18 protein-coding genes and 3 tRNA genes are annotated in these 23,390 nt (G+C 66.5%); 6 read left to right on the top strand and 15 right to left on the bottom strand.

What is annotated here, in order from left to right; translation table 11 throughout:
• Window positions 1-103 precede the first annotated feature (103 nt).
• Window positions 104-586 carry a sirohydrochlorin chelatase gene (locus HALZIN_RS0101830; protein WP_051907325.1) on the top strand — a complete coding sequence of 161 codons (483 nt, stop codon included), beginning with the start codon at window positions 104-106 and terminating at the stop codon, window positions 584-586.
• Window positions 587-698: 112 nt separating this feature from the next.
• On the opposite strand, the gene HALZIN_RS0101825 is transcribed toward HALZIN_RS0101830, so the two are convergent.
• Together HALZIN_RS0101825 and HALZIN_RS0101820 are read right to left on the bottom strand one after the other, a co-directional pair.
• Complete coding sequence (locus HALZIN_RS0101825; RefSeq protein ID WP_031382551.1) at window positions 699-1,322, bottom strand: L-threonylcarbamoyladenylate synthase; 624 nt, start codon at window positions 1,320-1,322, stop codon at window positions 699-701.
• Between the two features lie 279 nt (window positions 1,323-1,601).
• The gene (locus HALZIN_RS0101820; RefSeq protein ID WP_031382550.1) at window positions 1,602-2,489 is read right to left on the bottom strand and encodes a PHP domain-containing protein; all 888 of its coding nucleotides are present in this window, start codon (window positions 2,487-2,489) and stop codon (window positions 1,602-1,604) included.
• Window positions 2,490-2,590: 101 nt separating this feature from the next.
• On the opposite strand from HALZIN_RS0101820, the gene HALZIN_RS0101815 reads away from it, so the two are divergent.
• From HALZIN_RS0101815 to mnmC, 3 genes are all read left to right on the top strand, one after another.
• Window positions 2,591-3,127 (top strand): septation protein A, encoded by a 537-nt coding sequence (locus HALZIN_RS0101815; protein ID WP_031382549.1) that lies wholly within the window; start codon window positions 2,591-2,593, stop codon window positions 3,125-3,127.
• A gap of 32 nt (window positions 3,128-3,159) precedes the next feature.
• Entirely contained in the window at window positions 3,160-3,459 is a 300-nt protein-coding gene (locus HALZIN_RS0101810; RefSeq protein ID WP_031382548.1) for a YciI family protein, read from the top strand.
• 262 nt (window positions 3,460-3,721) lie between these two features.
• The gene (gene mnmC, locus HALZIN_RS0101805) at window positions 3,722-5,770 is read left to right on the top strand and encodes a bifunctional tRNA (5-methylaminomethyl-2-thiouridine)(34)-methyltransferase MnmC2/FAD-dependent 5-carboxymethylaminomethyl-2-thiouridine(34) oxidoreductase MnmC1 (RefSeq protein ID WP_031382547.1); all 2,049 of its coding nucleotides are present in this window, start codon (window positions 3,722-3,724) and stop codon (window positions 5,768-5,770) included.
• Window positions 5,771-5,800: 30 nt separating this feature from the next.
• Here the strand turns inward: mnmC and HALZIN_RS0101800 are convergent, their stop codons facing one another.
• The 6 genes from HALZIN_RS0101800 to smc all read right to left on the bottom strand — a co-directional run bounded on the left by HALZIN_RS0101800 (window position 5,801) and on the right by smc (window position 15,746).
• Window positions 5,801-6,604, bottom strand: a complete 804-nt coding sequence (locus HALZIN_RS0101800; protein ID WP_031382546.1) for a 3-hydroxybutyrate dehydrogenase — start codon at window positions 6,602-6,604, stop codon at window positions 5,801-5,803.
• A 110-nt stretch (window positions 6,605-6,714) separates the two neighbouring features.
• Window positions 6,715-7,869, bottom strand: coding sequence for a patatin-like phospholipase family protein (locus HALZIN_RS0101795; protein WP_160171079.1), 1,155 nt, complete (start codon window positions 7,867-7,869; stop codon window positions 6,715-6,717).
• A 219-nt stretch (window positions 7,870-8,088) separates the two neighbouring features.
• A complete protein-coding gene (locus HALZIN_RS0101790; protein WP_031382544.1) occupies window positions 8,089-8,355 on the bottom strand; it encodes a YheU family protein in 267 nt (88 codons plus the stop codon).
• Window positions 8,355-10,397 carry an NAD-dependent DNA ligase LigA gene (ligA, locus tag HALZIN_RS0101785; protein ID WP_031382543.1) on the bottom strand — a complete coding sequence of 681 codons (2,043 nt, stop codon included), beginning with the start codon at window positions 10,395-10,397 and terminating at the stop codon, window positions 8,355-8,357. The genes HALZIN_RS0101790 and ligA overlap by 1 nt, the downstream gene beginning before the upstream one ends.
• A 177-nt stretch (window positions 10,398-10,574) precedes the next feature.
• Window positions 10,575-12,029 carry a cell division protein ZipA gene (gene zipA / locus HALZIN_RS0101780; RefSeq protein ID WP_031382542.1) on the bottom strand — a complete coding sequence of 485 codons (1,455 nt, stop codon included), beginning with the start codon at window positions 12,027-12,029 and terminating at the stop codon, window positions 10,575-10,577.
• A gap of 210 nt (window positions 12,030-12,239) precedes the next feature.
• Window positions 12,240-15,746, bottom strand: coding sequence for a chromosome segregation protein SMC (gene smc, locus HALZIN_RS0101775; protein ID WP_031382541.1), 3,507 nt, complete (start codon window positions 15,744-15,746; stop codon window positions 12,240-12,242).
• A gap of 240 nt (window positions 15,747-15,986) precedes the next feature.
• Here smc and lexA point away from each other — a divergent pair, with 240 nt between their 5' ends.
• Window positions 15,987-16,460: a transcriptional repressor LexA gene (gene lexA / locus HALZIN_RS0101770; RefSeq protein WP_031382540.1), complete on the top strand. Its 474-nt coding sequence runs from the start codon at window positions 15,987-15,989 to the stop codon at window positions 16,458-16,460.
• A 138-nt stretch (window positions 16,461-16,598) separates the two neighbouring features.
• Window positions 16,599-17,579 carry a tRNA dihydrouridine synthase gene (locus HALZIN_RS0101765; protein ID WP_035575077.1) on the top strand — a complete coding sequence of 327 codons (981 nt, stop codon included), beginning with the start codon at window positions 16,599-16,601 and terminating at the stop codon, window positions 17,577-17,579.
• A 205-nt stretch (window positions 17,580-17,784) separates the two neighbouring features.
• On the opposite strand, the gene HALZIN_RS0101760 is transcribed toward HALZIN_RS0101765, so the two are convergent.
• The 7 genes from HALZIN_RS0101760 to HALZIN_RS0101730 all read right to left on the bottom strand — a co-directional run bounded on the left by HALZIN_RS0101760 (window position 17,785) and on the right by HALZIN_RS0101730 (window position 23,383).
• Window positions 17,785-17,861 (bottom strand) — tRNA-Arg (locus HALZIN_RS0101760).
• Window positions 17,862-18,005: 144 nt separating this feature from the next.
• A tRNA-Arg gene (locus HALZIN_RS0101755) sits at window positions 18,006-18,082 on the bottom strand.
• Between the two features lie 49 nt (window positions 18,083-18,131).
• Window positions 18,132-18,224: transfer RNA gene (locus HALZIN_RS0101750), tRNA-Ser, on the bottom strand.
• 94 nt (window positions 18,225-18,318) lie between these two features.
• Entirely contained in the window at window positions 18,319-18,507 is a 189-nt protein-coding gene (gene csrA / locus HALZIN_RS0101745; RefSeq protein ID WP_031382538.1) for a carbon storage regulator CsrA, read from the bottom strand.
• A 209-nt stretch (window positions 18,508-18,716) separates the two neighbouring features.
• A complete protein-coding gene (locus HALZIN_RS0101740) occupies window positions 18,717-19,967 on the bottom strand; it encodes an aspartate kinase (RefSeq protein ID WP_031382537.1) in 1,251 nt (416 codons plus the stop codon).
• 91 nt (window positions 19,968-20,058) lie between these two features.
• Complete coding sequence (alaS, locus tag HALZIN_RS0101735) at window positions 20,059-22,662, bottom strand: alanine--tRNA ligase (RefSeq protein ID WP_031382536.1); 2,604 nt, start codon at window positions 22,660-22,662, stop codon at window positions 20,059-20,061.
• 235 nt (window positions 22,663-22,897) lie between these two features.
• Complete coding sequence (locus tag HALZIN_RS0101730) at window positions 22,898-23,383, bottom strand: regulatory protein RecX (protein ID WP_031382535.1); 486 nt, start codon at window positions 23,381-23,383, stop codon at window positions 22,898-22,900.
• Window positions 23,384-23,390: the final 7 nt, after the last annotated feature.

The following is a 23,390-nucleotide window of genomic DNA, read 5'->3' as shown; positions in this document are numbered from 1 at the left end:
AGCCGACCGACATAGCGACTTGACTCGCGCTCCGGCTGGGTAGTGTGATGAGCGCTACCGTCATGCGCGCCAGCATCCCGCCCAGCGCCAACCGTGAGATCCCATGCGGAAGATACTGCTCGTCGACAACGGCTCGCTGCGTCCGCAGGCCACACTCAACCTGCGCCGGCTCGCCCTGGCCCTGAGCCGGGCCACAGGCGAGGCGGTCGAGGCCACCTCGCTGTTGCATTCCTGCAAGATCGACCCTGAGCAGCTCGCTGGCGAGAAGGCCGTGACGCTGGGGCCGCTGGCCGAGCGGTCCGCCGCGCAGGGCGTGACCGAGTTGATCATCCTGCCGTTCTTCTTCGGCCCCAGCCAGGCGTTGACCGACTACCTGCCCGAGCGGTTGGCCGAGGTCCAGGCCAGCTACCCGCGGCTCGGCATCAAGGTGGCCCGGCCGCTGGTCGACCACCAGGCGACGGTGGACCTGCGCCTGGCGCAGCTGCTGGCGGACAACGTGGACATCCTCGCCACCCGCCTGCAGCAAGCCCTCGCCGGCGAGCCACTGCTGCTGGAGCTGCCGGCCCTTGGCGCCGAGATCACTTGAAGAGCGCCTTCTCCCGATCTTCAAATCCCAGCGGCGCTGTTGGTGGCAATTTTGTGGTCGAGCTGCTCGAACGGCTTATCGATTTTCCCTTTAAGGAAAAATTGGGTTTTTCCTAGGCGGTGAACGGCGCGGTATCGCCGCGTCCTTCGCGGACGATGGTCGGTGGCAGTTCGCGCAGGTCGATCACCGTGGTTGGCTCCAGGTGACAGGCGCCGCCGTCGACGACCAGGTCGAGATGCGCGCCGAAGCGTTCGCGAATCATCTCCGGGTCGGTCATCGGCAACTCCTCGCCGACCGGAATCAGCGTCACGCTCATCAGCGGCTCGCCGAGCGCCGCGAGCAGCGCGAGGGTGATGCGATGGTCGGGCACCCGCACGCCGATCGAGCGACGCTTGGGATGCAGCAGCAGGCGCGGCACCTCGCTGGTGGCGTTGAGAATGAAGGTATAGGCGCCCGGCGTCTGATTCTTGAGCAGGCGGAACACTGCGTTGTCGACCTTGGCGTAGGTGCCGATCTCGGACAGGTCCGAACACACCAGCGTGAAGTTGTGCTTGTCGTCCAGCGAGCGCAGCCACTTGATCTTCTCGATGGCCTTCTTGTCGCCCAGGTGGCAACCCAGCGCGTAGCCCGAATCGGTGGGGTAAGCGATCACCCCACCCTCCTTGATGATCTTGACGGCCTGGTCGATCAACCGCTTCTGCGGGTTCTCGGGGTGAATCTGGAAGAATTGGGTCATGGGCACCTCCCTGGGACATGACGGGATGAAATTGACGGGCGGCTGCGCCTGCGAGTGGCTGGCATCGCGCTAGGACTCTAAAGCCAGCCTAGCAGTCTGTCGGATTTGACCGATCGTCGCGAGAAAAGCGGATTTCGAGACAAGTTGATCGATCTGATGAGGCGAATAGCGCGCTATTTAACGAATCAGAGCGAATGAAATTGGCCGAAAGCCCGGATTTCGCAGCAGATCAGCGTTAAGTCCGACAGGCTGCTAGCAGGACTTCGCCCGGGGTCGGACTCAACCGGCGAATGCCGCCAACCGCGGATGCCGCCACAGCGGCGCGACCGGGGTACGCGGCGCAGCGCTCATGCTGCCCGGCGCCAACGGCCCGCCGGGAAAATGAAAATCGCTGCCCAGCGAGGCATAGAGGCCGCGCTCATTGAGCTGGCGCGCCAGATCGCTGGACAGGTCGGGATTCTGGAAGCCGCTGATCAATTCCACCGACTCGCCGCCGGCCGCGGCGAAGTCGTCGAGCAGCAGGCCGCGCTTGCGTCGGGTCAGCCCGTAACGCAGCGGGTGGGCGAGCGAGGCCACCCCGCCGGCGTCGCGCACCCAGCCGATCGCCGCGCTGAGGTACGGCCAGTGCATCTTGACGTCGCCGCGCTTGCCGGCGCCCAGGTAGCGCTTGAACGCCGCGGCCATGTCGGGCACCAAGCCGGCCTCGACCAGCGCCCGGGCGAAATCGGGCCGCCCCAGAGGGCGCGCACTTCCGGCGCAGGCGCGCGCCCGGGCCAGCGCGTCGTCCAGGCCGATCGCCTCGAGCCGCTTGGCGATCTCGACGCTGCGCCGCTCGCGGGCCTCGGCCTGCGCCGCCAACCCCTCGATGAGCGTACCCTGCACGTCGGCGGGCAGATAGCCCAGCACGTGGATGTTCACGCCCCGCCACTGCACCGACAGCTCGCTGCCCGCGAGCAGCTTGAGCCCCAGCCGATCGGCCGCCGCGGCGGCCTCGGCCATCCCCGCGACGGTATCGTGATCGGTCAGCGCCACGTGGCTCAGGCCGCGGCCGTGGCACAGCGCCATCAGCTCGGCGGGCAGCAATGCGCCGTCGGAGGCGGTGGAGTGCATATGCAAATCGACACCGGCGACGGCGTCGAGCGAATCGGGGAGTGCGATCATGGGCATGACGCCGGCGGGCGTCTTTGTCAGAATAGGACCGGTTATGGTGCGCGCCCCTTCGCAACGGGTCAACGCCAACTCGGCCTGCGCCACACGGGATTCCTGCCATGAAGCTGCTTATCGACTTTCTGCCCATCGCGATCTTCTTTGCGGTCTACCAGTTCAGCGACGACATCGTGCTCGCCACCCTGGTACTGATTCCCGCCACGCTGGCTCAGGTCGGCTTCGTCCGCTGGCGCTACAAGCGCGTCGAGAAGATGCAGCTGGTCACCCTGGCACTGGTGGTCGTGCTGGGCGGGGCGACGGTGATATTTCGCAACCCGGCGTTCATCCAGTGGAAGCCGACCGTGGTCAATGCGCTGTTCGCGCTGGTCTTCCTGGCCGCGCCGCTGTTCGGCGGCAAGACGCTGATCGAACGCATGATGGGCCACGCCATGAGCCTGCCGGCAGCGGCCTGGAAGCGCCTCAATCTCGCCTGGGTCGCGTTCTTCGCCGCCATGGCGTTGCTCAACGTCTACGTCTTCAAGACCTTCGACGAGGCCACCTGGGTGGATTTCAAGCTGTTCGGCATGCTCGGCCTGACCCTGGCGTTCATCATCGCCCAGGGCTTCTATCTGCGTCGCTATCTGACCAGTCCCCAATGACAAGCCAGTTCGTGATAACAAGGAGATACTCAATGCTCTACGCCATCCTCAGCGAAGACGTGAAGAACAGCCTGGACAAGCGCCAGTCGGCGCGCCCCGATCACCTGGCCCGGCTCGAGAAGCTGCGCGAAGAGGGGCGCCTGGTGCTGGCCGGCCCGCATCCGGCGGTCGATGCCGACGACCCCGGCGACGCCGGCTTCAGCGGCAGCCTGGTAATCGCCGAATTCGACAGCCTCGACGACGCCCGGGCCTGGGCCGATGCCGACCCGTACGCCATCGCCGGCGTCTACGCCAGGGTCACCGTCAAGCCGTTCAAGAAGGTCCTGCCCTGACACAGGCTGACAGGCCATCGCCAACTTCTTGCCTTTGCAAAGAAAAACTTGCCACCAGGTTATCCACGGTGAAGTTTCCCACAGCCCTTTTTTGCACAGTCGCTGTGGAAAACCCTGTTAAGAGACGGCGGACACCCCGCGCCTGGGCAACGACCACGCCGTCTCGCCAAGATCGATCAAATAATGACCAACTGGCTTGAGGTCAGCTGATCCAAGGCCAGCTTGTTCAAGGCCTGTTGTTTTTTTAAGGAGCGTAGCCGTGCTGCCAAGCGCCGATGACCCTGCCCGTCCGCAGTCGCCGCTCACCGCGCTGACCCCGGCCGAACTGACCTGGCAGATGGACGAGATCGGCGAGGCGCCACACTCCAGCCACTTCGGCGACGTGTATTTCTCGCGCCACGATGGTCGCGCCGAGACCCAGCACGTGTTCATCGCCGGCAACGATCTGCCCCGGCGCTTCGCCGCCTGGCAAGCGTCGCGCCCGTTCGTGATCGGCGAGAGCGGTTTCGGCACCGGGCTCAACATGCTGTGCGCCTGGGCCTGCTTCGAGACTCATGCGCCGGGCGGAGCCCGCTTGCACCTGGTTTCCACCGAGCGCTTCCCGCTCGCCCACGCGGACCTTGCGCGCGCGCTGAGCGCCTGGCCGGATCTGGCGTCCAAGGCGTGTCGGCTGCTCGCGCAATGGCCCGAGCCGGTCAGTGGCGTGCACCGGCTATGGCTCGCCGACAACGTGATCCTCGATTTGCACTTCGGCGACAGCGCCGAGTGCCTGGCGCGGTTGGACGGCCACGTCGACGCCTGGTTTCTCGACGGCTTCGCGCCCGGCAAGAACCCCGAGATGTGGCGCCCGGAACTGTTCGCGGCCATGGCCCTGGCCAGCCGGCCGGCGGCGAGTGTGGCCACCTTCACCTGCGCCGGGATCGTCAAGCGCGGGCTCGCCGCCGCCGGCTTCGCCTGGCGCAAGGCGCCGGGCTTCGGTCGCAAGCGCGAAATGCTGTGCGCCACGTTGGCAACGCCCGCCGAGGACGAGCGGCGACGGCGGACGCCCTGGTTCATTCCGCCGCCGCCCCAGCCAACGCGGCACGTCGCGGTGATCGGCGCCGGACTGGCCGGTGGCTGCGTCGCCCAGGCCCTGGCGCGGCGCGGCGTCCAGGTCATCCTGCTCGATCGCCAGGCGCCCGGCGCCGGGGCCTCGGGCAATCGCCAGGGCGCGCTCTACGTCAAACTGGCCGCCGAGACCAATCGTCAGAGCCGCGTCTATCTGGCCGGGCTGCTGCACAGCCGGCGCTGGCTCGCCGAGATCGATCCGCAGCGCCGGCTGTGGCAGGACTGCGGCGTGCTGCAACTGGCGACGGGGGAGCGCGAGACGCGCCGTCAGCAGCGCTTTCTCGCCAATCACGCCCTGCCGGCGTCGGTGGTCGAGGGGCTCGACGAGCAGCAGGCCAGCCAGCGCGCCGGGCTGACCGGCAAGTTGGCGCTCGCTCATGGTGGCTTGGAGTATCCACAGGCCGGCTGGGTGCGCCCCGCTGAACTCTGCCGGGCATTGGCGGCCACGCCGGGCGTCACGTTCAGGCGCGCCGCGGTCGAAAGTCTGCGGCGCGACGCAGCGGGCTGGCGCTTGGAACTGGCGGGCGGCGAAACGCTCGTCGCCGATCAGGTGGTGATCGCCACGGCGACCCAGGCCAGCCGCTTCGCCCAGAACGCCGATTTGCCGTTGCAACCGATCCGCGGCCAGCTATCGAGCGTTGCGTTGCCACCGGGCAGCCCTACGCTCGAGCGGGTGGTCTGCGCCGGCGGTTACGTGGCGCCGGCCTGCGACGGCGTGCTGAGCTTCGGCGCCAGCTTCGTGCCCAACGATGACGACGCCGCGCTGCGCGAGGCCGATCATGCGGCGAACCTGGCCGAACTCAAGCGCGCACTGCCGGGCTTCGTGCAGGCGCTTGAGAAGGCCGGCGCGCGGCTGGCCCCGGGCGAACTCGACGGACGCGCCGCGGTGCGCGCGGCGAGCCCCGACAAGACGCCTTACGCCGGGCCGGTGCCGGATGCGCCCCGCTGGCGAGCCGACTACGCGTCGCTGGCCAAGGACGCCCGGCGCGTGCCGCAAACCCCCGGCGTCCATCATCCGGGGTTGTGGATCAGCGCCGCGCATGGCTCGCGGGGGCTGGCCAGCGCGCCGCTATGCGCCGAACTGATCGCCTCGCGGATCTGCAACGAGCCGTTGCCCATGGAACGCGAGCTCGCCGATCACCTGCATCCCGGCCGGCGCCTGATCGCCGAGCTGGTGCGCGCCAACAATCCGCCCGTGGCGTGAGCGGGACACCAGCAAGGCACCGCTGGCGGATTACTGCATGAACCAGCCGTGACTGACCACGATCGACTGGCCGGTCAGCGCGTTGGAGGGGAAGGTGGCGAGATACAGCGCGGTCTCGGCGACGTCGGCGACGGTGGTGAATTCCTTGTCGACGGTGTCCTTGAGGAAGACCTTCTCGATCACTTCCTCCTCGCTCATGCCGTGCTCGCGGGCCTGATCGGGGATCTGCTTCTCGACCAGCGGCGTCTTCACGTAGCCTGGGCAGATGGTGTTGGCACGGATGCCGTAGGCCGCGCCCTCCTTGGCCATGGTCCGGCACAGCCCCAGCAGGCCGTGCTTGGCGGTGACGTAGGGCGACTTCATCGCCGAAGCCTCGTGGGAATGCACCGAGCCCATGTAGAGCAGACAGCCGCCGCTTTCCTGCTGCATCATCTGGCGAAAGGCGGCGCGGGTGGTCAGGAAACTGCCGTCGAGCTGGATGTTGGTGACCTTCTTCCAGGCCTCGTAGGAGAGCTTGTGAATCGGCTCGACGTGCTGTGAACCGGCGTTGGCGATCATTACGTCGAGTTGCCCGTAGGTATCCGCGACCTGCTTGAAGGCGGCCTCGACCTGGGCCTCGTCGGTCACGTCGGCGGCCACGCCGAGCGCCGTGCCGCCCTGCTCGGCGATCTCGCGGGCCGCCGCCTCGGCCGCCTCGCGATCGAGATCGAGAATCACCACCCTGGCCCCCTGGCGGGCAAACAGAATCGCGATCTCCTTGCCGATCCCGCTGGCCGCGCCGGTGATCAGCGCCACCTTGTCCTGGATGCGGTCCTGTGCCGGATGCTGTGACATTGCACTCTCTCCTTGGTCGATTCGCCTGACGCGTGCCAGGCTGGCGGGCGACGCCACCGGCGTCGCTCAGTCTAGAAAACTAGCCTCATCAAAAAGCGCTTGGCAACGGCTCAAACGTAAGACGCATCGGTCATGTCTTCCAACTCACCGTCCTGCCGACTGCGGTAACTGCATACATTGGCACCGATGTCGTCGCTGACCGGGTCGCGCCGGCAGGGGCATATCTCAAGCGCGCGGGTCATGTCCCGGAGCCCCATCCGCCAGCGCTCCATGATCGTGGCGTAGGAAAAGTCGATGTCCTTCTGGGCGGTTTCACGCTCGCGAACCGGCGCCAGCAGTCGTACGATGTTGACCGGCGAGCGCTGCGTCTGCTCCAGCAATTGCTGGATCTCGGGGCGCTGGCGCGCCTCCTCGGTCAGGTGCCGACCCAAGGTCTTGATCGCCTGACGCTGGCGATTGAGTTCCTTGAGAAAGTGCAGGTTGTGACCGGCGCGGGTCGAATACTGAATGTCCTTCTCGCGCAGCATGGCATCGGCGATGGTTTCGGGCACCGGCCCTTCGGAGCTCCACAGATCGACGACGTAGCAATTGATCGGCATGTCGCTGCCCGGACGCTCGCTTTCCACCACATAGTCCATCGGCGTGTTGGAGCACAGCCCACCGTCCCAGTAGGCCTCGCCGTCGATCCACACCGGCGGAAAGCCCGGCGGCAGGGCGCCGCTGGCAAGAATATGCGCGCTTTGCAGGGTATCGTACTGGCTGTCGAAATAACGCATCGCGCCCTTGGCGATATTCACCGTGCCGACGCTCAGCCGGGTGCCGTCATGCAGATCGCGGGTACCCAGGCGCTCGAAGTCGACCAGCTCTTCCAGCGTCTCGCGCAGCGGTGCGGTGTCGTAGAAGCTCGGTGGAACGTCCCAGAGATTATGGGTATAGGGGATCAGCCATGGCGGACGCGGCCGAAAGAAACCCGGCACGCCGGACGCCAGCGCCATGAACTTGGCGGTACGCGCTTCATAGTCCGCCAGCGCGGCGCCCTGGCTATAGCCGGGTTGCGCGATGCGCGTCCAGAACGCCGTTAGCCGGGCAAGGCTGTCCTCGCGGCGATTGCCGGCGATCAGCGCGCCATTGATCGCGCCCACCGAGGTGCCCACCACCCAGTCCGGTTCGATGCTCGCCTCGTGAAGCGCCTGGTAGACGCCGGCCTGATAGGCGCCGAGCGCCCCACCGCCCTGCAATACCAGGATATTCATGGCTCGTGACATGTTGCCCCCCTGACGAGACGGTAACGAATCGACCCCGTCGTTGGCGATAAGTGCCGTCATGGCGATGGCTCGACCTCTTACTCTAGGAAAGAGAGTGTTGCATCGCAACATGCAGCGAGATCCCTATAAGGGCAGCGCAGTTGGTGACTTTGGCGCAGCGGAGCGCCTCCTGTCTTGCGGCTTGCGGCTCGTGGCTCGTGGCTCGTGGCTCGTGGCCATCTAGTCTTCCTCGTCATCGGCCAGGTCGCGGCCGAAGGCGCGCCACTGGGCCAGCGTCATCACTTCGGTGGTTTCGGTCTCGAGATCATGAGCGATCAGCAGTTCGCCACGTTCGAGCTGACGCTTGAGCTCGACCACCCAGCCGCGCATGCCCTCGCCGGTGTCGGTGGTGTCGTAGCCCTGGCGGGTGACGTAGCTCTCGAGCAGCGCATCCAGCGTCTCGCCTGGCAGCATGCGATACGGTACTTCGATGAAGCGATCATTCATCAGCCTTGCTCCCATTCATCGAGGCGCGCCAGGAAGGTCGCTTCGTCGAGCACCTCGACGCCCAGTTCCTCCGCCCTGGCCAGCTTGCTGCCGGCGGCCTCGCCGGCGACCACCGCGGCGGTCTTCTTCGAGACGCTGCCGGCGACCTTGGCGCCCAGCGCCTGCAGCCGCGCCTTGCCCTCGTCGCGGGTCAGGTTCTCCAGCGTGCCGGTGAGCACCCAGCTCTGGCCGGCCAGCGGCTGCGGACGCTCGTCTACCGCCTCTTCATGCCAGTTAAGCCCGGCTTCGAGCAGCTGGGTCACCGTCTGGCGATTGTGGCTCTCGCTGAAGAAGGCGTGGATGTGCGCGGCGACGATCGGGCCGATATCCGCGACCGCCTCCAGCGCTTCCTGGCTGGCCTCCATCAGCGCCTGAAGCGTGCCGAAATGGCGCGCCAGGTTGCTGGCGGTGGCTTCGCCGACCTCGCGGATGCCCAGCGCGTAGATGAAGCGCGGCAGCGTGGTGTGCTTGGCTCGCTCCAGGGCCCCGACCAGGTTGGCGGCGGACTTCTCGCCCATCCGCGGCAGCTCGGCCAGATCGCCGGCGCCGAGCGCGAACAGCTCGGCCGGCGTCTTGACCCAGCCGCGCTCGACCAGCGCATCGATCAGCTTGTCGCCGAGCCCGTCGATATCCAGCGCCCGTCGGCTGGCGAAGTGCTTGAGCGCCTCCTTGCGCTGGGCCGCACAATAAAGCCCGGCCGGACAGCGGATCGCCACCCCGCCCTCGATCCGCTCGATCGCGGAGCCGCATACCGGGCAGTGATCGGGAAAGACGATCTCGCGAGCGTCGTCGGGGCGCTCGCCGGCGACCACCCGCACCACCTGGGGGATCACGTCGCCGGCGCGGCGGATCACCACGCTATCGCCGATCATCACCCCCAGCCGGGCGATCTCGTCGGCGTTGTGCAGCGAGGCGTTGGCGACCGTGACCCCGGCGACGGTGACCGGCTCGAGCCGCGCCACCGGCGTGATCGCCCCGGTACGCCCGACCTGGAACTCGACGTCGTTGAGCCGGGTGGCCTGTTCCTGGGCGGGAAACTTGAAGGCGATGGCCCAGCGCGGCGCGCGGGCGACGAAGCCCAGTTCGCGCTGCGCTCGCAGGTCGTCGACCTTGAGCACCACCCCGTCGATATCGTAATCGAGCCGCTCGCGCTTCTCGCCCAGGGTCCGGCAGTAGTCGAGCACGCCCGCACTACCCTTGACGACCGCAAGCTCCGGGCTGGTGCGAAAGCCCCAGGATCGTAGCCATTTCATTTGCTCGCTATGCGGAGCGTCGATATTGGCAAGGCTGGTAGCTTCCCGACTGACCAATTGATAGGCGCAGAACTCCAGCGGGCGCCGGGCGGTGATCCGTGAGTCCAGCTGGCGCAGGCTGCCGGCGGCGGCGTTGCGCGGGTTGGCGAAGACCTTGCTGCCCTCCTTGCGGGCCCGCGCATTGAGCGCCTCGAAGCCGGAATGGCTCATGTAGACCTCGCCACGCACTTCCAGTAAATCGGGAAATTCTCTGCCCCGCAGCCTGAGAGGGATCGAGCGCAGCGTACGCAGGTTGCTGGTGATGCCCTCGCCGGTGCGTCCGTCGCCGCGGGTGGCGCCGCTGACGAACCGCCCCTGCTCGTAGACCAGCGACACCGCCAGGCCGTCCAGCTTGGGTTCGCAGCAGAATGCCAGATCGTCGTCGCTACGCTCCAGGAGATCATTGAGGCGCTTGGCGAAGGCCACGATCTTGTCCTCGTCGAAGGCGTTGTCCAGCGACAGCATCGGCACCGCGTGCTCGACCGCGGCGAAGCCTTCGGCCGGCGCGGCGCCGACCCGCTGGGTCGGCGAATCCACCGTCACCAGTTCGGGGTGGGCCTGCTCGATCTCCTCCAGGCGTCGCAAACGCCGATCGTAGTCGGTGTCGGTGAGCTCCGGCTCGTCGAGGACGTAATAGCGGTAGTTGGCGTCGTCGAGTTCACTGCGCAGGCGATTGATCTCGTCGAGCAGTTGGGGATCGGTCTGGCTCATGACAGGCGCGGTCTCGGTGCGGCAAAAGACAGAGTGTAAGACGCGCGCGGCCTGGGGCAAAGCCAGCCCGGCAAAGCCGGCAGCGGAAGCGCGGCAAGACGGCGGCGCAAAAAAAAGAGCCCCGTCAGGGGCTCACAGAAGGGAGAGACGGCTTTTTTCCGTTGCCCTCAATTGGCCTCAGTTGGCATGAGAGCGATGCAACCGGTAGCGACGTTCGAATTCCTGAACCCGCTGGCGGGCGAACTCGACGGTCTGCGCGGTCATCACGCTGCGATTCTCGTCCTTCAGCTCGCCGCCCAGGTTGCGCACGATCACCATCGCGGTCTCGACCATCGCCTCGAAGGCGGCCGCCGAATCCCGCGCGCCGGGCAGCGGCATCAGGAAGGTCACGCCCGGGGTGCTGAAGTCGTCCATGGTGTCGAGATCGAAGGTGCCCGGCTTGACCACGTCGACCATCGCGAACTGCAACTCGCTCTCGTTGTCCTCGGTCTCGTAGCGCAGGAAGATGCCCATCTCGCTGTAACGCAGGCCGCAGGCGAGCATCAGATTGAGCAGGTCGGTGCCGGCAAAACCCTCCTCGTTACGCGACATGACGCTGATCACCACGATCTCGTCGGAATGTGCCAGCGTTTCGCGGGCACGCTGCGCGCTGACGTGATGACGCTGTGCCTTCTCGACCACCGGATGCACCGTCACCACGTCCTCACGCGGCGCTTCCTCGCGGGGCATGTGGCTGACGATGTCCTGGCGTTCGGCCTCGTAGGCGTCATCATCGCCACCCTGAGTAACCGTCGAGCCCACCGGCTCCAGGCGCTGGTCGGCGAAACGCGGGAAGACCAAGCCACAGGACTCTTCGCGGCGTGCGTCGCCACGCGACTCTTCGCTACGTCCACCGTTGCCGTCCAGGCTCGGCTCATGGTCTTCGTCATGCAGCGCGGGCGCGGCTTCGTGACGCTGCCACGCCGAGGTCATGCGTTGCATCGATTGCGAGACACGCTGACCGCCGGAGCGCAACGCGGCGGCCATCGCCGATTTGCCGCGCGCACGGCCGGCATCGGTATCGGTGGCCGGCACTTCATCGTCATCGCGCACCGCCGGCGGCTCGACGCTGCGACGCGGCTGGGCGGTGTCGGTGGCTCGCTCGGTCGCGTCCACATTCATGCTCGGTTCGCGGCGTGGCGTCGGCGATGCGCTCTCTTCGCGTGCCGCCTCGGCAGCGGGCGCAGGTTCGTCTGCGTAGCGGCCCGCTTGCGCCGGCGGGCTCTCTCGCGGGCTCTCTCGATGCGCCATGCGTTCATCCGGCTCGCCGGAGCGGCTCATGCGCGCAAAGACCTTGGAAGGTCCAGGATGCTCCTGACGCTGTAACTTGGGCTTCGGCTCGACTGGGGTCTGCGCAGCCGGCCTGACGACCCTTGCCCCGCCGTTGGGCAACTCCCAATTGATTTCGGCCCGGCGCGCCGCCTCTTCGGGGTCGAGCGCCTCGCCATTATCCTCATCCGCTTTACTCGCACCGCTCGGCACCTCGTCGAGGCGAGGGACTTTACGCTGGCGTTGCAGGCGACGCACACCGTCGACGACGATGATTGCCACCAATACCAGCCCGAGGATGATCAACCACTCTCTTAGTTCCATGGGTCGTCTTGCCTGTTTGCTAAGGCGCCATGCCTGATGTCCAGTTGGTCACTAGCATAGCGCGATTGCTAAAAAAAAGGCCACTTTATTTAGAAAGTCAACTCTTTCCTCAGCCCAGTGCAACCGCCCTTCAATTCTGCCTGTTTATCGTTGGTCTTTTGCGTTGTTAATGCATTGCGGCATTGGCTGCAAGCATTGACTGCAAAGTTTTCATGCATCGGCAAGCTCTGCGGCCTCCTCGACACCCACCGAAACCAGACGCGACACGCCCGGCTCCTGCATGGTCACGCCCATTAACCGCTCGGCGGCCTCCATGGCGATCTTGTTGTGGGTAATGTAGATGAATTGCACCGATTCGGACATGTCCTTAACCAGCTTCGCGTAGCGCCCCACGTTAGCATCATCGAGTGGAGCATCGACTTCGTCGAGCATACAGAAAGGCGCCGGATTGAGCTGGAAGATGGCAAACACCAGCGACAAGGCGGTCAATGCCTTTTCGCCCCCCGAGAGCAGATGAATGGTGCTGTTCTTCTTGCCCGGCGGGCGCGCCATGATGGCGACTCCGGTTTCCAGCAGATCCTCGCCGGTCAGCGTCAGCCAGGCCGCGCCGCCGCCGAAAACCCGCGGAAAAAGCGCTCCGAACCCCTCATTGACCCGTTCGAAAGTCTCCTTGAAGCGGGTCCGGGTTTCCTGATCGATCTTGCGAATCGCCCGGTCAAGGGTCTCGAGCGCTTCACTCAACTCGGCATGTTGACCCTCGAGATAGTCCCTGCGTTCCGCTTGCTGGTCATATTCCTCGATCGCCGCCAGGTTGATCGCCCCCAGCCGGCGCACCTTGTCGGCGGCCTCCTCGAGGCGCGTCTGCCAGACCGATTCGGTAGCCTCGGGATCGAGTGCCTCGGCCAGCGCATGCGTCTTTGCACCACCGTAGCCCAGTTCGGCGAGCACCTCGTCCTGGGCGTCGGCCTTGAGCTTGAGCGCCTGCACCTGCATGCGCCCCTCTTCCAGCTGATGGCGGATGCCCTCGAGATTGCGCTCGTGCTGCTGACGCGTCGCCTCGGTTTCACGCAGCCGCTCGCCGAGCTGCTGTGCCTCGTCGCGACAGGCGTTGAGGGCTTGTTCCTCGCGGGCGTGGCGATCGAGCAGTTCGTCGAGCTGCTCGCGTTCCTCGGCCTCGGGCTCGCGCAGGGTTTCGCGGCTTGCCTCGAGTTCCCCGCACTTGTCCTCGAGCCGGGCGCGCGTCTCGGCGCTGCGCGTGCGCTGCTCGGCCAGCCCGGCATGCTCGGCGGTCAGCCGCTGATGCTCCAGCGCCAGTTGCTGCGAACGCTCCTGCAACGGCCGCAGCCGAGCACGCTGAGCGGCGAGCGCTTCCTGGGCAACGCGGCGCTGGCGCTCGAGGGTTTCGCGGCGCTGACTGCTGTCCTCGAGTTCGCCCATCGCCGCCTGCCAGCGTTCGCGGGCCTGTTCGAGTTCGAGCGCCCGGCTCTCGCGCTGCGCCTGAAGATCGGCGATGTCCGCGTCGAGTTCCCGCGCGCGGGCATCGACGTGTTCAAGCCGCAAGGCGAGGTTGCCTTCGGCGAGCGCTGCCTGCTGACGCCGCTCGCCGAGATCGCGCTCGGCGACGCGCACCTCCTCGAGGCTCCTTTCGTGTTCGCTGTCGCGATCCTGAAGCGCGTCGAGCCGCTGTTCGCACTCGGCGAGCCGCGCTTCCAGCCGCTCCAGCTCGAGGCGGGCCGCATCGCGCCGGCGCTGCTGGGCGAGCACGCTGTCGGCGCCATCGGCGAGGCCCAGATAGCGCGCCCAGCCGTCGCCCAGCCACAGTCCGTCGGCGCTGAGCACGCTCTCGCCGGGGGCCAGCGCGTCACGCAGCGCCCAGGCCTCGCCGGCGTCATCGGCGCAGCGAATCCGCACCAGTATCGATGTCGCGGCGCCGGCGCCCTCGACCTGCTCGGCCAGCGTTCCCGCCGCCGCCGGCCCGCCCGCGGCGCCTTCGACCAGCGCCAGCTCGCCGCTTTGCGGGGCGCTATCCAGTGCCCGGCGCGGCAACTCCGGCAGCAGCCGCGCGTTGAGCCAGGACGCCAACACCCAGGACACCGCGCGCTCCCAGCCAGGCGCAACATTCAGCCCCTCGGCCAACCGCGGGGCGTCGGCCAGGCCGCGCTCGGCGAGCCAGGTATCCAGCGCGGCGTGCTGATCGTCGAGACTGGCGGCGATCAGTGCCTCCAGCGAGGCCAGCTCGCCTTGTAGCTGGCTGCGCCGCTGGCGATCCGCCTCGCGGGCGGCCTCCAGCTCGCGCAGCGCCTCGCGATCGGCGTCGCGGGCGGCCTGGGTGGTGTCGCGGCGGGCCTCCAGCGCTTCGAGCCCGAGATCGATCTCGGCGAGCTGTTCGTTGTGCGTCTCGCGACGCTCGCGCAGCTCGCGCTGATCAGGCAGCTCGTCGCGCTGCTGGCGGCGCCGCTGGAGGTCGCCGCCCAGCGCTTCCAGGCCCCGCTCCAGGTTGCGCACCCGATCCTGGGCACGCTCGGCGTCGTGGGAGGCCTGACGATCCGCCTCGTTGAAATGCTCCCAGCGCTGCTGCGCGTCCTGATAGGCTGTCTCGGCCTCGTCGAGGCTCGCCTCGAGCTCGGCCAGCGACTCGGCGGTCTCCTCCTGCTCGGGGCCCAGGGTCTCCAGGCGCTCGTCGAGTCGCGCCAGGCGTTCGGCGTCGGCCTCGCCGAGTTCGTCGAGTTCGCCGAGTTCGCGGCGGGCGGATTCGAGCTCGCGGGCCAATTGCTGCTGCTGGTGGCGGGCGTGTTCGAGGCGCTGCTCGAGCCGGGCGATCGCCGCGCCGGTCTCGTAGAAGCGCGCCTGATGGGCCTCGAGCTGTTCGGCCAGGCGGTCGTGTTCCTGGCGCGACTGTTCGAGCCGACTCTCGCACTGGCGCTGGCCGAGGATCTCGCGCTCGACCTGGGTCTCCAGCTCGCGCACGCGATGTTCCTGCTCGCCCTGCCGGGCGCGCAGCGCACGGCCGCGCAACAGCGCCAACTCGCCCTTGAGGCGATGTTCCTGCTGCTTGAGGGTCTGGTAGCGTCGCGCTGCCTCGGCCTGGCGCTTCAAGCGTTCGAGCTGCCTGTCGAGCTCCTCGCGAATGTCGTCGAGGCGCTCGAGGTTCTCCTGGGTGCGGCGCATGCGGTTTTCGGTCTCGCGGCGCCGCTCCTTGTACTTGGAGATGCCGGCGGCCTCCTCCAGCGTCGAGCGCAGCTCCTCGGGACGCGCCTCGATCAGCCGCGAGATCATGCCCTGGCCGATGATCGCGTAGGAGCGCGGCCCCAGCCCGGTGCCCATGAACAGATCGGCGATGTCGCGGCGCCGGCACTTCTGGCCGTTGAAGAAGTAGCTCGACTGGCTGTCGCGGGTGACCACGCGCTTGACGCCGATCTCGGCGTACTGGGCATAGGGCCCGCCCATGCTGCCGTCGCGATTGTCGAACAACAGTTCGATCGAGGCCTGGCCCACCGGCTTGCGCCCGGTGGAGCCGTTGAAGATCACGTCGGTCATCGACTCGCCGCGCAGCGTCTTCGCCGAGGATTCGCCCATCACCCAGCGCACCGCGTCGATGACGTTGGACTTGCCGCAGCCGTTGGGTCCAACGATCGCCGTCATGCTGCTGTCGAACGGCACGCTCACGGGGTCGACGAACGACTTGAAGCCGGCCAGCTTGATCGATTTGAGACGCATGCGGGTGTGGGGTTTCCTCGACGCCAACGGTCAACCGGTGAGTCTACCGAACTGCCGGGCCGCGCCCAAGCGGTGATTCTATGCCCGTCGGCGGACGCCGCGACCGCCGGCGATGAATGTTGGTCGCGTGCGTTTGCCCGCCTCGCCGGGCTTGCTATGATGCGCATTGCCGTGGGCGCCGGGTCCTGCCTTCAGGGCTCTGGCTTCGTTCCGACGGCCTCGCACTCGAGGGAGAGGGTCATGCAGCACGCCACACCGCACTATCTGCAACGCCAGCCCAACCTGCCGCTCAACGACGGCGCCTGGGAGGCGATCGACGCAACCGATCTGGTCGAGATCCCGCTGCTCGGCCAGGTCGCCGCCGGCCTGCCGATCGAGGCCTGTCCCGACACCAGCACGGTGTCGATCCCCTCGCGCATGGTGCGTCGCAATACCTATGCCCTGCGGGTGCGCGGCAACTCGATGATCGACTGCAACATCTTCGACGGCGACGTGATCATCATCGAGCGTCAGGAGAGCGCCGAGAACGGCGAAACCGCGGTGGTGATGATCAACGATAAGGAAGTCACCCTGAAGAAGCTCTACATCGACAAGTCGGGGGTGCGCCTGCAGCCGGCCAACGCCAGCATGCCGCCGATCTATCTGAAGAACGATGACGTCCAGGTGCTCGGCCTGGTGATGGGCGTGATGCGTCAGCCCAGTATCGCGGCCTGATGCGCTATCGGTTCCGCGTCTCGCCGTCGCACTGCGACGGGTACAATGTCCCGCCTGAGTTCACGGCGTCTCACATACTCAGAGTTAGGTTGCCACGTGGCCAAGCTACTTCATCCCGGCCGAATCGGCTTGGCGCCCATGGAAGGCGTCATCGATGCCGTGACCCGCGATCTGTTGACGCGAGACAAGGGCCTTGACTGGACGGTGACCGAATTCGTGCGGGTGGTCGATGCGCGACTGCCGCCGCGGGTGTTCTACAAGCACTGCCCGGAGCTTCACCCGGACCGACGTCAGGCCCGCCAGGACGCGGTGGCGACGCCGAGCGGCGTGCCGGTGCATCTGCAGCTGCTGGGCTCCGACCCCGCGGCGCTGGCGGCCAATGCCCGCCAGGCGCTGCGCCTGGGCGCCACCGGCCTGGATCTGAATTTCGGCTGCCCGGCCAAGACCGTCAACCGTCACGATGGCGGCGCCTCGCTGCTGCGTGATCCGCAGCGGGTCCAGCGGGTGGTGTCGGCGGTGAGCGAGGCGGTCGGCGAGCGGATACCGGTGACCGCCAAGATCCGCCTGGGCTTCGCCGACCGGCGTCTGGCGCTGGCCTGCGCCCAGGCCGCCGAGGACGGCGGCGCCCGACATCTGGTGGTCCACGCGCGGACCCGCAACGAGGGCTACCGGCCTCCGGCGCACTGGGAATGGATCGCGCGCATTCGCCAGCGGCTGACCATCCCGGTGATCGCCAACGGCGATATCTGGACGCTCGCCGACTACTGGAAGGCGCGCAGCCTGTCGGGCTGCGAGGACGTGATGCTGGGCCGCGCGGTGCTTGCCGACCCGGCGTTGCCGGCACGTATCCGCCACTGGCAACGCACCGGCGAGCGGTTGCCGGAAACGCGCTGGCAGCGCCGCGCGGACATTCTCGACGCCTACGCCCGCCGCCAGTGTGAGACGTTACCGGAGAAAGTGGTGGTGGCGCTGCTGAAACAGTGGCTCAACCAGATGCGCGGGCGCGACGACGAAGCTGCCCGCCGCTTCCAGGCGCTGCGCCGCGAGACGCGCCTGGCGCCGTTCCTCGCCGGCCTGCATGGCGCTCCCGAAGTCTCCGAGACAGCCCTCGCCGACTGAGCGCCGCATAATAAAAAAAGAGGCGCACTGCCAGGCAGCGCGCCTCGAAACGACCCCTCGGGGCCGCGACGTTAGCCGACGGCCCTTGAAGCTGCCAAGGAAATTCATGAAAGCAAGCGTCGAGAAAATCTCTTGAAACGACTCGCAAAAACAGCCTACCAACGAAAATCCGCTCTCACCATAAAGGCGAGAGCGGATCGGGATCTGGCGCGCCCGGGAGGATTCGAACCTCCGACCACCTGATTCGTAGTCAGGTACTCTATCCAGCTGAGCTACGGGCGCTAAACACGGTGCACTGCTCTACAACTTTACAATTTCTCGCCTGCAATGCTCGCTTGCAGTACGACGACGCTGGCTGAATCGAACCCGTTGACTCGCTGCCAAACGCGGAATGGGCGTGAATAAAAACACCCATCGGCAGGAAGATGGCGCGCCCGGGAGGATTCGAACCTCCGACCACCTGATTCGTAGTCAGGTACTCTATCCAGCTGAGCTACGGGCGCATCTTCGATGCATCTTCACGATCGTGTCGAGGGCACATATACGCTTGTATGGCGGAGAGGGAGGGATTCGAACCCTCGATAGGGGTATAAGCCCTATACTCCCTTAGCAGGGGAGCGCCTTCAGCCACTCGGCCACCTCTCCCTCATCAACACGGCGCGTATGTTACCGTTTCTGTTGAATCTTGTCCACCCTTGCCAGGTTTTTTTCGGAAGGCGTTCTCAGACACCCCTGGACCTCATTCGCTGCTGTCGTTGCCGGTCTGTTCACGCTGAATGCGCTGGTAGATCTCTTCGCGATGGACGGCGACGTCCCTGGGCGCGTTGACACCGATACGGACCTGATTACCTTTGACACCTAAAACCGTGACGGTAACCTCATCGCCGATCATCAAGGTCTCGCCGACTCGGCGGGTCAGGATGAGCATGACTGATCTCCTTTCAGACGTTCTTCCAACGGGATGCGCGCATTTTTACAGCCAATAGAAGGCATGGCGCACGATTATGCGCCATACACCTGCCTGAGCCAAATTCAGCGAGCCATGAAACCCGATCGCCACGTTGAATGAAAGCCGTGCGGCCCGCTCGCGTTTCCTTACAACCACTAGCGTAGAACGCATGGCACGTTATGCCCGATTCACTCGCTTTCGATGTCGTCCTTGTCCAGGCCGAACGCCTTGTGCAGGGCACGCACCGCGAGTTCCATGTGCTTTTCGTCGATCACCACGGAGATCTTGATCTCGGAGGTGGAAACCATGCGGATATTGATGTTCTCGTCGGACAGCGTGCGGAACATCTTTGAAGCAACACCGGCGTGAGAGCGCATGCCGACACCGACCAGCGACACCTTGGCGATGTTGTCGTCGCCACGCAGCTCGCCGCCGCCCAGCGCCGGAATCACCTCGTCCTGGAGAATGCGCTGGGTCTGCTTGAAATCGCCCTTGGCCACGGTAAAGGTGAAGTCGGTGTAATCGCCGGCCGGCGCCACGTTCTGGACGATCATGTCGACTTCGATGTTGGCGTCGGCGATCGGGCCCAGGATTCGCGAGGCGACGCCCGGCACGTCCGGCGTGTTGAGCAGGGTCAGCTTGGCTTCGTTGGCGGTAAAGGCGATACCGGAGATCAGCGGCTCTTCCATGGAATCCTCTTCTTCATCTGAATCAGCGACGATCAGGGTGCCGGCGCCCTCCTCGAAGCTCGAGAGCACGCGCAGCGGGACGTTGTACTTGCCGGCGAACTCGACGGCACGAATCTGCAGGACCTTGGAGCCCAGGCTGGCCAGCTCGAGCATCTCCTCGACGGTGATCGACTCCAGGCGACGCGCCTTGGAGCAGACCCGCGGATCGGTGGTGTAGACGCCGTCGACGTCGGTGTAGATCTGGCATTCATCGGCCTTGAGCGCCGCCGCCAGGGCGACCCCGGTGGTGTCCGAGCCACCGCGCCCCAGGGTGGTGATGTTGCCCTCTTCGTCGATTCCCTGGAAACCGGCAACCACCACCACCTGGCCTTCGTCGAGATCCTGGCGCAGCTCATCGGTTTCGATGCGCTGGATGCGTGCCTTGGTGTGCGCGCTGTCGGTCTGGATGCCGACCTGGCCGCCGGTGTAGGAAGTCGCCGGCACGCCCAGCTTGTGCAGGGCCATGGCCAGCAGCGAGCTGGTGACCTGCTCGCCGGTGGACACCAGCATGTCCATCTCGCGCGGCGTCGGCTCGTCGTTGATCTGGCCGGCGAGTTCGATCAGCCGGTTGGTCTCGCCACTCATCGCCGAGACCACCACCACGACCTGATGGCCGTCGTCGCGGTAGCGTTTGACTTTATCGGCGACGGCCTTGATGCGCTCGACCGAGCCCACCGAGGTGCCACCGAACTTCTGTACGTATAGCGCCATAGGTTGTCTATCCGTGAAGTGAGTAAGTGAAACGTCCTGGACCTATAAGAAAGGGCCGGACGATGTTCGTACGGCCCAGCGATGGATGATTCTAGCCCAGTTGGCCTGCCAGCCAATCCGGAACGCTGGCGAGTGCCTGCGGGAGCGCCGCGGCATCGCTGCCCCCGGCCTGGGCCATGTCGGCGCGGCCACCGCCCTTGCCGCCGACCTGAGCGGCGACATGGTTGACCAGCTCGCCGGCCCGCACGCGGCCGGTGAGATCGTCGGTGACCCCGGCGATCAGGCTGACCTTGCCGCCGTCGGCGACGCCCAGCACCAGCACGCCCGAACCCAGCTTGTTCTTGAGCTGGTCCATCAGGCCGCGCAGCTCCTTGCCGGAGACGCCCTCGACCTGCCTGGCCAGCACCCGCACGCCGGCGACTTCGCGCGCTTCGCCGAGCATGTCGCTGCTCGCCGCGCTGGCCAGCTTGGCCTTGAGCCGCTCGAGCTCCTTCTCGAGCGTGCGGTTGCGCTCGAGAAGGAGCTCGACGCGCTCCTCGAGCTGCTCCGGCTTGGCCTTGACGCGTTCGGCGAGCCGCGTGACGCGCGCTTCCTGCTCGCGGAAATAGCCCAGCGCGCCCTCGCCGGTGACCGCCTCGATGCGCCGCACGCCGGCGGCGATGCCGGTCTCCGTGAGCACGTGGAAGGCGCCGATGTCGCCGCTGCGGGCCACGTGGGTGCCGCCGCACAGCTCGATGGAGAAGTCGTCGGCGCCGATGGTCAGCACCCGCACGTTGTCGCTGTACTTGGCCTCGAACAGCGCCGCCGCGCCCTTGGCCTTGGCCTCGTCGAGGGTCATCTGCTGGATGCGCGTGTCGGCGTTGGCCAGCACCTGGCGGTTGACGATCGCCTCGACCTCGGCGAGCTGCTCTGCGCTCATCGCCTCGAAGTGGCTGAAGTCGAAGCGCAGCCGCTCGGCGGTGACCAGCGAGCCCTTCTGCTGGACGTGTTCGCCGAGTACCTGCCTGAGCGCCTTGTGCAGCAGGTGGGTCGCCGAATGGTTGCGCATGATCGCCGCGCGCAGCGAGGCGTCGACCCGGGGCGTGACCGTCGCCCCGACCGTCAGGCGACCTTCGCTCAGCACCCCATGGTGCAAATGATGGCCGGCCTGCTTCTGGGTGTCGTCGACTTCGAAGCGGGTGCCGTCGGCGTCGAGATAGCCGCTGTCGCCGATCTGACCGCCGGACTCGCCATAGAACGGCGTGCGATCGAGCACCACCACCCCGCGCTGGCCCGCCTCGAGTGCCGCCAATGCGTTGCCCGCCTCGTCGATCAGCGCGGTGACCCGCGACTCGTCCTCGAGCCGCTCGTAGCCGGTGAAGGCGGTCTCGCCCTCGATATTGATCGAGGCGCTGTAATCGGCGCCGAACTGGCTGGCCGCCCGGGCGCGCTCGCGTTGCGCCTCGAGTTCGCGCTTAAAGCCGGTCTCGTCGAGGGTCACGCCGCGCTCGCGGCAGATGTCGGCGGTCAGATCGAACGGGAAGCCGTAGGTGTCGTAGAGCTTGAACACCGTCTCGCCGGGCAGCGTGTCGCCGCTCAGTTCGCCGAGGGCCGCCTCGAGCAGGCCCATGCCATGGTCCAGGGTGCGCGCGAACTGCTGCTCCTCCTTGAGCAGGACCTTCTCGATCCGCTCCCGCGCCTCGCGCAGCTCCGGATAGGCCTCGCCCATCTCGGCGTCCAGCGCGGCGACCAGCTTGTGGAAGAACGCCTCGCGGGCGCCCAGCTTGTGACCGTGGCGCACTGCGCGGCGGATGATCCGCCGCAGCACGTAGCCGCGGCCCTCGTTGGAGGGCAGCACGTCGTCGACGATCAAGAAGGCGCAGGAGCGGATATGATCGGCGATCACCCGCAGCGACGGCGCCTCGAGATCGACGTGGCCGATGATCTCGCCGGCGGCCTTGAGCAGGTTCTCGAACAGGTCGATCTGGTAATTGGAGTGCACGCCCTGCAGCACCGCGGCGACCCGCTCGAGCCCCATGCCGGTATCGATCGACGGCTTGGGCAAGGGATTCAGGGTCCCGGCGGCGTCGCGGTCGAACTGCATGAACACCAGGTTCCAGATCTCGATGTAGCGATCGCCGTCTTCCTCGGCGCTGCCCGGCGGCCCCCCCCACACCTCGGGGCCATGGTCGAAGAAGATCTCCGAGGACGGGCCGCAGGGGCCGGTATCGCCCATCTGCCAGAAGTTGTCCGCGTCGAGCTTGGAGAAGCGCTCGGGATCGATGCCGATCTCGTCCTTCCAGATGCGTTCGGCCTCGTCGTCGCTGACATGCACGGTGACCCATAGCTTGTCGGCGGGCAGCCCCAGCCGCTCGGTCAGAAACGCCCAGGCGAAGCGGATGGCATCGCGCTTGAAGTAGTCGCCGAAGCTGAAGTTGCCGAGCATCTCGAAGAAGGTGTGATGGCGCGCGGTGTAGCCGACGTTGTCCAGGTCGTTGTGCTTGCCGCCGGCGCGCACGCAGCGCTGGGCCGAGGCCGCGCGCACGTAGGGCCGCGGATCGCGTCCCAGGAAGACATCCTTGAACGGGACCATGCCGGCGTTGGTGAACAGCAGGGTGGGATCGTTGTGCGGCACCAGCGAGCTCGACGGCACGATGGTGTGCCCCTGCTCTTCGAAGAAGGTCAGAAAGGCCTGTCTGATATCTGCGCTTTTCATGGCAAACCCGTGGCAATGTGATTGGGGCGCTGCGGGACGCGACCGACCGTCATTCGTGTAACTGGCTTGGGAACATGGTCTTCGCAAGACGTCGTGGCGGCGTGTCGAAAATGGCGGGAAAATGGCGTCCCGAACCGTTGCAAGCAGCCGTCGCAAGCGCACTAGTATAACGCGTTCAGCGTGGGACTAAAGGGAGGGGATCTGAGGGAGGGATTCTGGAAAAGCCACCGGCGACTCACTCCGGCGCATCCCAGGCATGTGCCAGGGCGTATTTCATCTGCTCGAAATCGAAGCCGCGCCCGGCCAGGAAGCGCTCGCGCCGGGCCCGCTCGCGCGGCGTGGCGCCGGGACCGTCAAAGCGCTTGGCTAGCGCCTCGCAGGCCAGCGCCTGCCAGTCCGTCTCGGCCTGCGCCGCGTCGAGCACCGTACCGATAAGCTCTCGCTCGACGCCTCGCTCATTGAGCCCGGCACGCACCTTCATCGGCCCTTGGCCGCGAGCCAGACGCGAGCGCACGAAGCTCTCGGCGAAGCGCGCGTCGGACTGCAGGCCTTCGGCCTCGAGCGCATCCAGCGTCTGCCGGATGCTTTCGGCATCGTGATGCTTGAGGGCAAGCCGCCCCGCCAGTTCGGCCCGCGAGTAGTCGCGGCGCGCCAACAGGCGAATGGCGTCGTCACGGGGTGTGGGCTCATTACTCAGTGCATTACCCGGCGCGGCACACATGATTCGG

It is taken from the genome of Halomonas zincidurans B6 (genome assembly GCF_000731955.1).
GTDB lineage: Bacteria > Pseudomonadota > Gammaproteobacteria > Pseudomonadales > Halomonadaceae > Modicisalibacter > Modicisalibacter zincidurans.
This window is presented reverse-complemented; position numbering and strand designations above follow the sequence as displayed.

Coding starts and splice junctions, on each gene's coding strand:
- HALZIN_RS0101830 (WP_051907325.1), top strand. CDS start 104: ATGCGGAAGATACTGCTCGTCGACAACGGCTCGCTGCGTCCGCAGGCC.
- HALZIN_RS0101825 (WP_031382551.1), bottom strand. CDS start 1,322: ATGACCCAATTCTTCCAGATTCACCCCGAGAACCCGCAGAAGCGGTTG.
- HALZIN_RS0101820 (WP_031382550.1), bottom strand. CDS start 2,489: ATGCCCATGATCGCACTCCCCGATTCGCTCGACGCCGTCGCCGGTGTC.
- HALZIN_RS0101815 (WP_031382549.1), top strand. CDS start 2,591: ATGAAGCTGCTTATCGACTTTCTGCCCATCGCGATCTTCTTTGCGGTC.
- HALZIN_RS0101810 (WP_031382548.1), top strand. CDS start 3,160: ATGCTCTACGCCATCCTCAGCGAAGACGTGAAGAACAGCCTGGACAAG.
- HALZIN_RS0101800 (WP_031382546.1), bottom strand. CDS start 6,604: ATGTCACAGCATCCGGCACAGGACCGCATCCAGGACAAGGTGGCGCTG.
- HALZIN_RS0101795 (WP_160171079.1), bottom strand. CDS start 7,869: ATGTCACGAGCCATGAATATCCTGGTATTGCAGGGCGGTGGGGCGCTC.
- HALZIN_RS0101790 (WP_031382544.1), bottom strand. CDS start 8,355: ATGAATGATCGCTTCATCGAAGTACCGTATCGCATGCTGCCAGGCGAG.
- ligA (WP_031382543.1), bottom strand. CDS start 10,397: ATGAGCCAGACCGATCCCCAACTGCTCGACGAGATCAATCGCCTGCGC.
- zipA (WP_031382542.1), bottom strand. CDS start 12,029: ATGGAACTAAGAGAGTGGTTGATCATCCTCGGGCTGGTATTGGTGGCA.
- smc (WP_031382541.1), bottom strand. CDS start 15,746: ATGCGTCTCAAATCGATCAAGCTGGCCGGCTTCAAGTCGTTCGTCGAC.
- lexA (WP_031382540.1), top strand. CDS start 15,987: ATGCAGCACGCCACACCGCACTATCTGCAACGCCAGCCCAACCTGCCG.
- HALZIN_RS0101765 (WP_035575077.1), top strand. CDS start 16,599: ATGGAAGGCGTCATCGATGCCGTGACCCGCGATCTGTTGACGCGAGAC.
- csrA (WP_031382538.1), bottom strand. CDS start 18,507: ATGCTCATCCTGACCCGCCGAGTCGGCGAGACCTTGATGATCGGCGAT.
- HALZIN_RS0101740 (WP_031382537.1), bottom strand. CDS start 19,967: ATGGCGCTATACGTACAGAAGTTCGGTGGCACCTCGGTGGGCTCGGTC.
- alaS (WP_031382536.1), bottom strand. CDS start 22,662: ATGAAAAGCGCAGATATCAGACAGGCCTTTCTGACCTTCTTCGAAGAG.
- HALZIN_RS0101730 (WP_031382535.1), bottom strand. CDS start 23,383: ATGTGTGCCGCGCCGGGTAATGCACTGAGTAATGAGCCCACACCCCGT.